The organism is Phreatobacter stygius, assembly GCF_005144885.1.
Taxonomy (GTDB): Bacteria; Pseudomonadota; Alphaproteobacteria; order Rhizobiales; family Phreatobacteraceae; genus Phreatobacter; species Phreatobacter stygius.
This window is the reverse complement of the sequence record NZ_CP039690.1, coordinates 3404288-3417181: the sequence shown is the minus strand read 5'-3', so window position 1 is coordinate 3417181 and position 12894 is coordinate 3404288. Positions and strand designations below refer to the sequence as shown.

Genomic DNA, 12894 nt, shown 5'->3' with positions numbered 1-12894 from the left:
CCGGCGCCGGTCGGCGCGTATCAGGCGGGCAGGTAGGGCCCGATCGCATCGCGCACGGCCCGCAAGACGTCGATCGCGTTTGGCGTATCCGAATGGATGCAGATCGAATCCGCTCTCACCGCGATATCCTTGCCACCCTGGGACGCAACCTTGCCTTCCGTCACCGCGCGCAGCGCGCGCGCTGCGGCACGCTCCGGGTCGATCGCGCCACGCGAACGCACGATCACCAGATGGCCGCTGTCGGCATAATCCAGGTCGGCATAGAATTCCGAGACCAGCCGGTGTCCCCGGCCTTGGTAGACGGTCTCGTGAAGGGTTCCGGCCATGCCGAAAATCGGCACCCGAAAGATGTCGGCTGCGTCGCAGATCGCCTCGGCCGCGTGCTCCTGCTGCGCCGCCATGCCGTAAAGCGCGCCATGCGGCTTGATATGGTTCAGGCTCATGCCCTCGGCGTCCAGGAACCCCTTCAGCGCGCCGATCTGGTAGATGATGCAGTTGGCGAGCTCCTCGCGGCTCATCTTCATCTCGCGCCGGCCGAAACCCTGGAGATCGGGCAAGGACGGGTGGGCGCCGACCCGGATGCCGTGCCCGCGCGCCAATTGCACCGTGCGGCGCATGTGGTTGAAGTCCGAGGCGTGGAAACCGCAGGCGACATTGGCCACCGAGATCAGCGGCATCAGCGCCTCGTCGTCGCCCATGCTGTAGAGGCCGAAGCCTTCGCCCATGTCGCAATTGATCTCGGTCATGACACGATGCGCCGCGTTCATTTTGCCTCCACCGTCCGAATCCGTCGGCAAGCGCCCGCCGCATAAACCGTCATGTGCGCGAACAAGGCCGGAGCATCGCGTGACGCGCGCCCGTTGTGAAATGCCAAATTCTTCTCGTTCCTATCCATTTTCGGCTATTGATCGCCGCCGGCCCAGAAATCGCCCGGGCGTGTCGTTCGGCCACGGTCGGCCCCATTGACGCCAGAGTCCGGGCGTCCGAGTCTCTGCCCATGCTGACCTACATCGTCCGCCGTATCCTGCTGATGATCCCGACCTTGCTCGGGATCATGCTCGTGTCCTTCGTGGTCATCCAGTTCGCACCGGGCGGACCGGTGGAGCGGGTCATCGCCCAGCTCACCGGCAATGACGTCTCGGCGTCGCAGCGCGTCTCGGGTGGTGGCGCCGACGCCGCGCGCCAGGCGGCTTCGACCGCGGCGGACGCCGCCGCCAGCCGCTATCGCGGCGCCCAGGGGCTCGACCCGCAATTCATCGCCCAGCTCGAGAAGCAGTTCGGCTTCGACAAGCCAGCGCATGAACGCTTCTTCCTGATGCTGAAGAATTACGCCACCTTCGATTTCGGCAAGAGCTATTTCCGCGACGTTTCGGTGCTCACCCTGATCAAGGAAAAATTGCCGGTCTCCGTGTCGCTCGGGCTCTGGCTGACCCTGCTGACCTATGCCATTTCCATCCCGCTCGGCATTCGCAAGGCGGTGTCCGACGGTTCGCGCTTCGACGTCTGGACCTCGGCGGTGATCATTGTCGGCTACGCCATTCCAGGCTTCCTGTTCGCCATCCTGCTGATCGTGGTCTTCGCCGGCGGCTCGTTTCTCGACTGGTTTCCGCTGCGTGGCCTGCATTCCGACAATTACGCCCAGATGAGCCTCGGCGCGAAGGCGCTCGACTATGCCTGGCACCTGGCCCTGCCCTTGACCGCCATGGCGCTCGGCGCCTTCGCCACCATGACCTTGCTGACCAAGAACTCGTTCCTCGACGAGATCCGCAAGCAATATGTCATGACCGCAAGAGCCAAGGGACTGGACGAAAGCCAGGTGCTTTATGGTCACGTCTTCCGCAACGCCATGCTGATCATCATCGCCGGTTTCCCCGGCGCCTTCGTGCACGCCTTCTTCACCGGCTCGCTGTTGATCGAGACGATTTTTTCGCTCGACGGCCTGGGCCTGCTCGGTTTCGAAAGCGTGCTCAACCGCGACTATCCGGTGGTCTTCGCCACCCTGTTCATCTTCTCGCTGGTCGGATTGGTGGTGAACCTCATCTCCGACCTCATGTACACCTGGGTCGATCCACGCATCGACTTCGAGGCGCGTGAGGTCTGATGATGGACGCCACCACCAGGACCGCTGCTGTGCCGGCCGATGCCGCTGCGAACAAAAGCCGGCTGTCGCCGCTCAATCAGCGCCGGCTGGCCAATTTCAGAGCCAACGGCCGCGGCTTCTGGAGCTTCCGGATCTTCATGGTGCTGTTCGTGGTGACGCTGTTCGCCGAGCTGATCGCCAATGACCGGCCGCTCTATGTGAATCTCGAAGGCCAGCATTTCTTCCCGGTCCTGTTCGACTATTCGGAAAAGACGCTTGGCGGCGAGTTCGAGACCCCGGCCGATTACAAGGACGCCTTCCTGCTCGACCATTTCGAGGAGAAAAAGGCCTTCCTGATCTGGCCGCTGGTGCGCAACAACGCCTCCTCCACCGTCAAGGACCCGGTGACCCCCTTCCCCTCGGCGCCAACCTGGATGCAGCGCGACAGGCTGCCGGACTGCGCGGCCGCCGAACGGCTGCCACGCGGCCAGAGGCCGGCCGGTTCGAGCTATTGCGCGCTCGGCAACTGGAACTGGCTCGGCACCGACGACCAGGGCCGCGACGTGGTCGCCAGGGTCATCTACGGCTTTCGGATTTCCGTGCTGTTCGGGCTGACGCTCACCATCATTTCGTCGCTGGTCGGGGTCGCCGCCGGCGCCGTGCAGGGCTATTTCGGCGGCTGGACCGACCTCCTGTTCCAGCGCTTCATCGAAATCTGGACCGCGATCCCGTCGCTCTATCTGCTCTTGATCATCTCCTCGGTGCTGGCACCCAGCTTCTTCGTGCTGCTCGGCATCCTCCTGCTATTCTCCTGGGTCGCGCTGGTCGGGGTGGTCAGGGCCGAGTTCCTGCGCGCCCGCAATTTCGAATATGTCAATGCGGCGCGTGCCCTGGGCGTCTCCTCGATGACCATCATGACGCGCCACCTTCTGCCCAATGCCATGGTGGCGACGGTCACTTTCCTGCCCTTCGTCCTGTCGGGCTCCGTGATGACGCTGACCGCCCTCGACTTCCTCGGTTTCGGCCTGCCGGTCGGCTCGCCGTCGCTCGGCGAATTGTTGCAACAGGGCAAGTCCAACCTGCAGGCGCCCTGGCTGGCGCTGACCGCTTTCATCACTGTCGCCGTCATGCTGTCGCTTTTGATTTTTGTCGGCGAAGCCGTGCGCGATGCCTTCGACCCGCGCAAAACCTTCACGTGAACCAGATTCTCACCTGAACCGAGGCCGTCACATGAACGAGAGCAGGATCGGGCGATGAACGCGGAGATCAGGAAGATCGTGTCGGTCCGAGACCTTCCCGAACCACTTCGCCACGGGTTCGACCCGCTGGTGCCGGTCGAGCTCGTCCAGCGCAGCGCGCCGGCACTCTCCGCCTCGCAACGGCTGCGCGCCCGCATGGCGAAGCTCGACTTCAAGCGTATCGGCTCCTCTGTGGAAGCGGTGGCGCGGGTCCGGCGGATCCGTGACGGCGGGCCGCTCTGACGTGGCGCCAGCGCTCTATCTCGACGCGAATTTCTTCATCCGGCTGTTCGAGAGCGCGACGGCGAACGTGTCGGCACACGACCGGCTCTGGGACATTGTCGAAGCCGGCCGGGTGCGGGCGGTGACGAGCTGGCTGACCTATGGCGAAGTGCTGGTGCAGCCGCTGCGCGACGACAGCGAAGGCCTGGTGCTGGCTTATGAGGACCTCTTCGCCGGCCGCATGCTGCCGCTCGCCTGCGTCGGCGTGTCCGAACAAATCCTTCGCGCCTCGGCTGTCCTGCGTGCACGATGGCCGGCGCTGAAACTGCCCGATACGATCCATCTGGCCACCGCCGAGGCGGCCGCCTGCGCCGCCTTTGTTTCCAGTGACAGAAAGCTTGGAGTGCTTGACCAGGTGAGCTTCATCGACCCGGACTCCCGCCACGACATCGACCGCTTTCTGACGGCGCTGCCATGACCGACCAAAGGTCCGATCATTCGTCCGCGCCGTCCGGTCCGCCACTCCTGTCGGTCCGCGATCTCTCGGTGGCGTTTCGCCAGATGGGCGTCGAGACGCTCGCCGTCGACCACATCTCGTTCGACCTGCGCAAGGGTGAAACCGTTGCGCTGGTTGGCGAGTCCGGTTCCGGCAAGTCGGTCTCGGCGCTGTCGGTGATGAAGCTTCTGCCCTATCCGGCAGCCTCGCATCCTTCAGGCCAGATCCTGTTCCGCGGGCGCGATCTGCTCATCGCCGACGAGCCGACCATGCGCGCGGTGCGCGGCAATGACATCACCATCGTGTTCCAGGAACCGATGACCTCGCTCAACCCCCTGCACACGGTCGGCAAGCAGGTTGCCGAGGTGCTGATCCTGCACAAGGGCTATTCCGAGCAGGCCGCCCGCAGCCGCGCCATCGGACTGCTCGACAAGGTCGGCATTCCGGATCCGCAGGAGCGGCTCGACAGCTATCCGCACCAGCTGTCGGGCGGCCAGCGCCAGCGCGTCATGATCGCCATGGCGCTGGCCAACGAGCCTGATCTGCTGATCGCCGACGAACCGACCACCGCGCTCGACGTCACCGTGCAAGCGCAGATCCTGACCCTGCTGAAGGACCTGCAGCGGGAAGAGGGCATGGCGATCCTGTTCATCACCCACGACCTCAGCATCGTCCGCAAGATCGCCGACCGGGTCTGCGTGATGCGCTACGGCAAGATCGTCGAACAGGGGCCGGTCGCCGAGATCTTCGAACGCGCCCAGCATCCCTATACCCGCGAGCTGATGGCGGCCGAGCCGAAGCCGATGGTCCGCACCGACAAGGGCGACGGGCCGGTGGTGATGGAAGCCAGGGAGCTGAAGGTCTGGTTCCCGATCAAGCGCGGCCTGCTGCGCCGGACGGTCGGCCATGTGAAGGCGGTGGACGGCATTTCGATCGCGGTCCGGCAAGGTCGCACTCTCGGCATTGTCGGCGAATCCGGATCGGGCAAGACGACGCTCGGCCTGGCCTTGCTCCGGCTCATTTCCTCCGACGGCCCCATCGTGTTCATGGGCAAGCCGCTGCAGGGGCTCGGCTTCGACGCCATGCGGCCGAACCGCCGGCACATGCAGGTGGTGTTCCAGGACCCCTATGGTTCGTTGTCGCCGCGCATGTCGGTCAGCGAGATCGTAGCCGAGGGCCTGACCGTTCACCACCCGCAGCTTTCTGACGGCGAACGGGAGCGGCGCGTCGTGACGGCATTGACCGATGTCGGCCTCGATGCCGAAACCCGTCATCGCTATCCGCACGAATTCTCCGGCGGCCAGCGCCAGCGCATCGCCATTGCCCGCGCCATGGTGCTGGAACCATCCTTCGTGCTGCTCGACGAGCCGACCTCGGCGCTCGACCGTATCGTCCAGGCACAGATCGTCGACCTTTTGCGCGACCTGCAGGTGCGGCGCAACCTGACCTATCTGTTCATCTCGCACGACCTCAAGGTCGTCTCGGCGCTGGCCGACGACATCATCGTCATGAAGAACGGCAAGGTGGTCGAATCAGGTCCCGCGGCGCGGGTGTTCAAGACGCCCGAGAACGATTACACCAAGGCGCTTTTTGCTGCCGCCTTCGATCTTGAAACAGCCGGATACGGAAGTCCTTCACCGTGAATAACCTGCTTCTCGGCATCACCGCCTGGGACCCCGAACCCTGGCGCGCCCGTTTCCAGAAAGCCCTGCCGGGCTGGAACGTCGTCCTCCACACCGAAGATTACGACCCGGCGACGATCGCCTACAGCGCCGCCTGGAAGCAGCCGGAGGGCGCATTCTCCGGCCTGCCGAACCTGAAGGCGATCTTTTCGCTCGGCGCCGGCGTCGACCATCTGTTCAAGGACCGGAAACTGCCGCCGGGCGTGCCGATCGTCCGCGTGGTCGATCCCGACCTGACCACCCGCATGTCCGAATATGTGGTCATGCACTGCCTGATGGCCCTGCGCCGGGTGCGCATCTATGACGGCTTCCAGCGCCAGCGCGCATGGACCGACCTGCGTGATCAGCCGCAGGCCAGCGACATCCGTGTCGGCCTGCTCGGCATGGGCAAGCTCGGCCAGGACGCCGCCCGCAAGCTTGGCGTCATGGGCTTCCAGGTCGCCGGCTGGAGCCGCCGGCCGAAGGCCGTCGCAGGCGTCGAAATGTTCGACGGCGACGACGGGCTGGCGGCCATGACAGCGGTATCCGACATCCTGGTGGCGATCCTGCCGCTGACCCCGGACACCGCCGGCTTCCTCAACGCCCGGCTGTTCGCCCGGATGCCCAAGGCGGAAGCCATTGGCGGACCGGTGCTGATCAATGTCGGCCGCGGCGGATTGCAGGTCGAGGCCGATATTCTCGCCGCTCTCGACACGGGCCAGCTCGGCGCGGCCGTGCTCGACGTGTTCGAGACCGAACCCTTGCCCGAATCGAGCCGGCTCTGGCTGCATCCGAAGGTGACGGTGACGCCGCATAACTCGGCGATCTCGTCGCCGCCGGCGATCGCGGCCTATGTGGCGCAACAGATCCTGGCGGCCGAAACCGGACAACCCCTGGTCAATGTGGTCGACCCGGCACACGGATATTGACGGCCTCGGGCCATCTGACGTTGCGGCAACACAAGAAACTCACGCGAAATGTGGCAACCCGCCACATTTCTTAGCGGTTCGTTTACACAGCCATTAGAAATTGCGGCTTCAGGACAGGATCGGCCTGCTGGAGCGCGTTGGAATGTTGAATCGCCTATCGGTGAATGCCCTCCTCAAGTCGGTGATTTCGATCCTGATCCTGGCGGTCGTCGTGCTGGTCGCCAACGGCGCCTGGACGTCCTGGACCCAGCTCAGGACGGCAAGCCGGATCGCCACGGTGAGCGAGGCGACCGCCCAGCTGTTCACCGCGCTTCACAACCTGCGGGTCGATCGCTCGACGACCAATCGCGACCTCATCGGCGAGGCGCGCCTGACCGCGATGAACCCGCAGACCGCCCAGAACCGCGCGGCCGAGATGCCGGCCCTCAGGGCGGCGCTCGTCGCGCTGCGCGAGCTCGACTTTCCGGCGGGCGCCCCGCTGGTCGCGAACCTCGATCAGGCGGTGGCGAAACTGGCCGCGCTGCATGCCGAAACCGGGCGCGCAGTGATGCAGCCGAAGGCCGAGCGGCGCGCCGGCCTCGCCCAGGAATTCGTCGCCCATACGTCGGGCATGATCGAATTGCTCGAGAAGCTGTCGGGCCAGTTGACCGCCCTGGTCAAGCTCGACGACGCCTTCATCGACCAGGTGATGCAGTTGAAGCAGCTGGCCTGGGTCGCCCGCGAGGCCGCCGGCGACGCTTCGGTGTTCATTTCCAACCCGTTGGCGGGCCAGCCGTTGCCGGCCGACCCGCTGGTGAAATACGCCGCCATCAATACCCGGCTGGAAACCGCGTGGTCGGAGCTTGAGAAACTCGCCGCCGGCCTGCCGCTGCCGCCGCAATTCGCCGAGGCGGTTACCGCCGCCAGGAAGGGCTATCTCGATCCGGATTACGTCGCCTATCGCCTGGAGATCTTGACCGCGCTGGTCGCCGGGCAGCCGCCGGGCGTAACCGTCGGCCAATGGACGCCGGTGGCGGTTGCGCGGCTGGTGACGCTGCTGGGAGTCGCCGATGCCGCGCTGAACGCGGCCAAGACCCATGCCGCCCGCCAGCAGGCCGAGGCAACCGCCAGGCTCTATGGTCAGCTTGGACTTCTGTTGCTCGCCATCATCGCGGCAGCCGGCATGACGATCGCGGTTTCGCACCGCGTCACCGGCCCGCTCAAGGTCATGCAGGAAGCCATGCTGAAGCTCGCCGGCGGCGACCTCTCGGTCGAAACGGCTTACGCCAACCGGCGCGACGAGATCGGGGCGCTCGGCGGCGCCATGCAGACCTTCAAGAACAGCATGGTCGAGGCCGATCGGCTGCGCGGCGAACAGAAGGCGCTCGAGCAGCGCTCGGCGGCCGAGCGCAAGGACCAGATGGCCAGGCTCGCCGACGAATTCCAGACGGCAGTCGGCGACATCGTCGCCGCGGTGTCCCGGGCCTCGAGCGAACTTGAGTCGGCGGCCGGGCAATTGACCCGTACCGCCGAGAGCACCCAGCTGCTTGCCGGCGTCGTCGCCGGCGCTTCCGACGATGCATCGAGCAATGTCCAGTCGGTGGCGAGTGCTGCGGAGGAGATGAGCAGTTCGGTCGCCGAAATCGGCCGGCAGGTGGAAGAATCGAGCAAGATCGCCTTCGAGGCGGTGAAACAGGCCGAACTGACCGACACCCGCATCGCCGAACTGTCGGCCGCCGCCAGCCGGATCGGCGATGTCGTGAAGCTGATCACCGCGATCGCCCAGCAGACCAACCTGCTCGCGCTCAACGCCACCATCGAGGCGGCGCGGGCCGGCGAGTCGGGCAAGGGCTTTGCGGTGGTCGCCTCGGAGGTCAAGGCGCTGGCCACCCAGACCGCCAAGGCGACCGACGAGATCAGCATGCAGATCGCCACGATGCAGTCGGCCACCCAGGATTCGGTCCTGGCGATCAAGGAGATCGGCGGCACCATCGGCCGGCTCGCCGAGATCGCCTCGGCAATTGCCGCGGCGGTCGAACAGCAGGGCGCGGCGACCCAGGAAATCTCGCGCAATGTCCAGGAGGCCGCCCAGGGCACGACCCAGGTTGCGGCGAATATTTCCGATGTCAGCCGCGGTGCGGCCGAGACCGGGTCGGCTTCGGCCCAGGTGCTCGGCTCGGCGCAGGACCTGTCGCGCGAGAGCAGCCACCTGCGCCACGAGGTCGAGAAGTTCGTCACCACGGTGCGGGCTGCCTGATCGGGCAGCTGCGCCGCGCTCGTCACGCAGGCGTGACTTGCCTGACGCGGCGCGGCAGCCATGGTGCGGCCATCAGAGCAGACCATGATGTGCCGATGATCCTGACCCGCCGCCGCCTGATCGCAACCGGAGCCGTCGCTGCCATGGCCCCCATGGCCGTGCCGGCTAGCGGCGCCGACGATGCCTGGTTCCCCTTGCGCGGTCCTGACGGCCGCGAGGTGTCGAATTTCCGGGTGCCGGTCGAACTCGAGACCGAAATCGCCGAACTCGACAATGGTTTTTCGATCGGCTCGGAAAGCCCGGATATCACGCTGACCGAGATCTATGACTCCAATTGCGGCTATTGCCGGCGCGCCGCCAATGACGTGAAGGCCATGGCCGAGGCCGATCCGGACCTGCGCATCCGCTTCGTCAACGCGCCGAGCCTGGGGTTGCCGTCGTTCCAGGCGGCACGCGTCGAATATGCCGTGAAGCTGGTCGGCGGCGAAGCCAAGGCGCGCGCGTTCTTCGACATCTCGATGGCCGCCCGCGGCGTGTTCGACGGCCTGCGCGCGCTCGAAGCGGCCAAGGATATCGGCCTCGATGACAACGAGATCGAGACCGTCGCCGACAAGCCGGAGACCGGCCAGGTGCTGGCCCAGGCGGTCCGGCTCGCCAATGCCACCAATCTCGCGGCAACCCCGTCCTGGCTGATCGCCGGCGTGGCGCTGATCGGCTGGCCGGGGCGCGGCACTATCGAGGCCGCGGTGCGCGCCGTACGCGAATGCGACAAGCCGGTCTGCAGTTAGCCGATCCTAGAGCCGCCGGGCGCTGGTCACCGCGCCAAAGGATTTGTCGGCAATCCGCCTGACCGCTTCGGCCACCGGCTCGGCGGCGACCGCCATGTGATAGCCGTTGGCGTGGAGGAGTTCCGCCGGGCTGGTCATGATGCCGACATGGCCTTTCCAGAACAGCAGGTCGCCGCGCCGGAGATTGGACAGATCTGGCGCAAGCGTGAAGGCCGTGCCGACCTGCTGCTCCTGCAGGTCGGAATCGCGCGGCGCCTGAAACCCGGCCGCCTCCAGCGCCGTCTGCACCAGGCCCGAACAATCCAGCCCCAGGCTGGTGCGCCCGCCCCACAAATAGGGTGTGCCGAGATAGCGCTCGGCGACCGCGACGTAATCCGCCTCGTGCTCGCCGAGGCCGGCGAGATGGCGGGCGAAGACATGGGCACCGCTGTCGGTGACGGCAAAAACGCCGGTCAGGTGCGTGACCGTGACGAGGGCATTCATCGGGATCAGGCCGAGCGGCGGCGATTTGATGCTCGGCCCCGGATAGAGAAAGGTGCGCAGCGCCGTCACCCGATGGGTTGCGGGTCCCGCGGCACCGAAGGCACCGATCGGCGCGTAACCGACATAGTTGTCGCGCGCCGATTGCAGATAGGCCCAGCCGTCACGCTCGTCATAGATTGCGACCGGCTCGCCATAGGTCAGTTCGGTATCGAGCATGGCATCGTCCCGCGGCGCGCCGCGCAGTGGCACGACCGGCTGCACCACTCTTGCCGGCCGACCCTCGACGAACCGCTCGGCCTCCACCAGCCCTTTCAGGCTGATGGCTGCAAGGTCGGGACGGGCCGGGGTCAGGCGACGATCCATGAAAGTCATGTCTTCCTTCTAGCGGTTTGGCCTTAACGGTGCGTCGCCGCGAGCCAGATGCTCGCGGGGATGACCTGAAATCCTAAGGCGGCAGCGACTTCGCCTGTTCGACGATCAGGTCGCCGATCCGCTCGACCGCGAGCGCACCCTTCACTGTGCGCTGGATGATCACGTCGCGACGGTCGCGTTCGTCACGGCGGCGCGACACCAGTTCGAGCTTGCCCATGCTGTCGAGCGCCCGTGTGATCACCGGCTTGGTCACTTTCAGCCGGGCGGCCAGGTCGCGCACGTGGTGCGGCGGCGGCTCGAGATAGATGGTCAGGAGGATCGCCAGTTGACGGGAGCTCAGATCCGGCTCGCCATCGTGGACCAGGGCCAGCGACAGTTCGTGCATCAGCTTGATTGCCTGGGCGGGACGCAACTGAACAGCCATCAACACGCACCAAACTCGTTACGGAGCCGTATTAAACGGCGGTGAAAGCCCCTGTGCAAGAGGGAGCCGAAATGGCAAGAGAGCGCGCCGACCGGGCCGCCTGATGGCCCGGGCCATCCGGATGCGGGTCCTTGTCGTCCGCGCTCGTCGCCACACGGAGCCTTCTTGCTGGCCGATCTCGCCACCCTTACGACCATGGCCTTCGCCGCCTTTTCGGCGGCGACATTGCTGCCAGGCGGGTCGGAGCTGGTCTTCGTCGGATTTCTCGCGGCCGGCTACCAGCACCCTCTGGCGCTGTTTCTGGTCGCGACCTCAGCCAATATCGCCGGCGGCCTTACCAATTGGTGGATCGGCACGCTGATCGCGCGCGGCGCCGATAGCCAGGCCGGCCATGCCTGGCTCGAGCGCTTCAAGCTGCCACCCGACATGATTGACCGCGTCGAGCGCCTGTTCGGCCGCTTCGGCTGGGCAGCATTGCTGCTCTGCTGGGTGCCGGTTATCGGTGATCCGATCACCCTGGTTGCCGGCATGGCGCGCTATCCGCTGCTACCGACCGCCGTGCTGACCGGCATTGCGCGGATGCTGCGTTACGCGCTCATCTGGCTCACCGCCGCAGGGCTGCTCGGCGCGCTCGGCGGCTGAGCCATGCTCGACTCCCCGATGACCGCAGCGTAGAGCCAGCGCCATTGCCGGAATCGCATTGATGCTGCTGCGCCCCGATACCTTCGCCTTGACTGCGCTTCTGGCGGTGCTCATCGGGCTCGGACCCGTTTCGACCGACATGTATCTGCCGTCGCTCCCCGATATCGGCCGGCTGCTCGGTGCAAGCACCGCCCAGGTGCAGCTGACGCTCTCGGCCTTTCTCGGCGGCTTCGCCGTCGGTCAGATCTTCTATGGCCCGATCTCCGACAAATATGGCCGCAAGCCCGTGCTGGTCGCGGCCCTGACGCTCTATGGCGTCGGCACGGCGGTCTGCGCCGCATCCAATTCGATCGACATGCTGACCGCCGCGCGTTTCCTGCAGGCGCTCGGGGCGGCCGGGCCGATCGTGCTGGCCCGCGCCATCGTGCGCGACCTCTACGAGGGCCGCCGGGCCGCCAAGGAACTGGCCCTGATGGGCACCATCATGAGCCTGGTGCCGACGCTGGCGCCGATCGCCGGCGGCCTGTTCCATGTCGCCTTCGGCTGGCGCGCGACTTTCTTCGCGGCGCTCGCCTTCGGGCTCGGGGCGCTGCTGCTGGTGGTGTTCAGCTTGCCGGAGACGCTGAAACAGCGCTCGACCGCGGCGATATCGCCGATCGGCATCCTCAGGACCTTCGGCCAGATCATCCGCAACCACACCTTCATCGCCAATACCGCGATCTTCGCAGCCGGTTATTCCGGGCTGTTCGCTTTCATTTCAGCCTCCTCTTTCGTGCTGCAGGGGGTCTATGGCCTTGGCCCGGTCGCAGCCGGTGCCGCCTTCGCCAGTTGCGGCGTCGGTTTCGTCTCCGGCAGTCTCGGCGGCACCCGGCTGGTGGTGCGCAAGGGCGAAAGCTGGACGATCCGCGCCGGCGTCAGCCTGCTGGCGCTCGGCGGCCTCGCCATGGCCGCTGCGCTTTTGGTCGGCGGGCTCGGCCCGGCCGGCATCCTGGTGCCGATGGCGATCTATACCTGCGGCTTCGGGCTGACCATGCCGCAGACGCTGGCCGGCGCGATGAAACCGTTCCCCGACAAGGCCGGCGCCGCCTCGTCGCTGGCCGGTTTCATCCAGATGACCTCGGGCGCCGCCACCGGCATCCTGGTCGGCCATGGGCTCGGCGACAGCGCCTGGCCCCTGGCGATCGCCGTCAGCGCCACGGCGCTCATCGCGCTGACGGTCTTCCTCGCGTCCGGAGCAGCGCGGCGCGGTCCGGCGCTCTAAGCAGCGGACGCATCGGCACCCCTTCATGCTGAGGTCGCTCTGTACGGCTCTTTTGAAATGGA

General features: G+C 66.1%; 13 protein-coding genes. 10 read left to right on the top strand and 3 right to left on the bottom strand.

The genetic code is table 11. The annotated features are described in order from the left end of the window. Positions 1-20: 20 nt before the first annotated feature. Complete coding sequence (gene pxpA / locus E8M01_RS15985; protein WP_246088752.1) at positions 21-767, bottom strand: 5-oxoprolinase subunit PxpA; 747 nt, start codon at positions 765-767, stop codon at positions 21-23. A gap of 230 nt (positions 768-997) precedes the next feature. On the opposite strand from pxpA, the gene E8M01_RS15980 reads away from it, so the two are divergent. From E8M01_RS15980 to E8M01_RS15945, 8 genes are all read left to right on the top strand, one after another. Then, positions 998-2101: a microcin C ABC transporter permease YejB gene (locus E8M01_RS15980; protein WP_136961021.1), complete on the top strand. Its 1104-nt coding sequence runs from the start codon at positions 998-1000 to the stop codon at positions 2099-2101. Between the two features lie 2 nt (positions 2102-2103). Continuing rightward, entirely contained in the window at positions 2104-3279 is a 1176-nt protein-coding gene (locus E8M01_RS15975; RefSeq protein ID WP_246088820.1) for an ABC transporter permease, read from the top strand. Between the two features lie 54 nt (positions 3280-3333). Beyond that, on the top strand, positions 3334-3561 hold the full coding sequence (locus tag E8M01_RS15970; protein ID WP_136961019.1) for a hypothetical protein: 228 nt from the start codon (positions 3334-3336) through the stop codon (positions 3559-3561). Further along, on the top strand, positions 3542-4018 hold the full coding sequence (locus E8M01_RS15965; protein WP_170181917.1) for a type II toxin-antitoxin system VapC family toxin: 477 nt from the start codon (positions 3542-3544) through the stop codon (positions 4016-4018). Before E8M01_RS15970 ends, E8M01_RS15965 begins: the two co-directional genes overlap by 20 nt. Beyond that, positions 4015-5679, top strand: a complete 1665-nt coding sequence (locus tag E8M01_RS15960) for an ABC transporter ATP-binding protein (protein WP_136961017.1) — start codon at positions 4015-4017, stop codon at positions 5677-5679. Before E8M01_RS15965 ends, E8M01_RS15960 begins: the two co-directional genes overlap by 4 nt. After that, complete coding sequence (locus E8M01_RS15955; protein ID WP_136961016.1) at positions 5676-6626, top strand: 2-hydroxyacid dehydrogenase; 951 nt, start codon at positions 5676-5678, stop codon at positions 6624-6626. The genes E8M01_RS15960 and E8M01_RS15955 overlap by 4 nt, the downstream gene beginning before the upstream one ends. Before the next feature lie 142 nt (positions 6627-6768). Then, a complete protein-coding gene (locus E8M01_RS15950) occupies positions 6769-8862 on the top strand; it encodes a methyl-accepting chemotaxis protein (RefSeq protein WP_136961015.1) in 2094 nt (697 codons plus the stop codon). Between the two features lie 95 nt (positions 8863-8957). Continuing rightward, positions 8958-9650, top strand: a complete 693-nt coding sequence (locus tag E8M01_RS15945; protein ID WP_136961014.1) for a DsbA family protein — start codon at positions 8958-8960, stop codon at positions 9648-9650. 6 nt (positions 9651-9656) lie between these two features. Here the strand turns inward: E8M01_RS15945 and E8M01_RS15940 are convergent, their stop codons facing one another. Both E8M01_RS15940 and E8M01_RS15935 read right to left on the bottom strand, forming a co-directional pair. Beyond that, entirely contained in the window at positions 9657-10505 is an 849-nt protein-coding gene (locus E8M01_RS15940) for a C40 family peptidase (protein WP_136961013.1), read from the bottom strand. Between the two features lie 73 nt (positions 10506-10578). Beyond that, positions 10579-10929, bottom strand: a complete 351-nt coding sequence (locus E8M01_RS15935; protein ID WP_136961012.1) for a MarR family winged helix-turn-helix transcriptional regulator — start codon at positions 10927-10929, stop codon at positions 10579-10581. A 165-nt stretch (positions 10930-11094) separates the two neighbouring features. Between E8M01_RS15935 and E8M01_RS15930 the strand changes: the two genes are divergently transcribed. Together E8M01_RS15930 and E8M01_RS15925 are read left to right on the top strand one after the other, a co-directional pair. Then, positions 11095-11571: a YqaA family protein gene (locus tag E8M01_RS15930; RefSeq protein WP_136961011.1), complete on the top strand. Its 477-nt coding sequence runs from the start codon at positions 11095-11097 to the stop codon at positions 11569-11571. Between the two features lie 61 nt (positions 11572-11632). Continuing rightward, positions 11633-12832 (top strand): multidrug effflux MFS transporter, encoded by a 1200-nt coding sequence (locus tag E8M01_RS15925; RefSeq protein ID WP_246088751.1) that lies wholly within the window; start codon positions 11633-11635, stop codon positions 12830-12832. Positions 12833-12894: the final 62 nt, after the last annotated feature.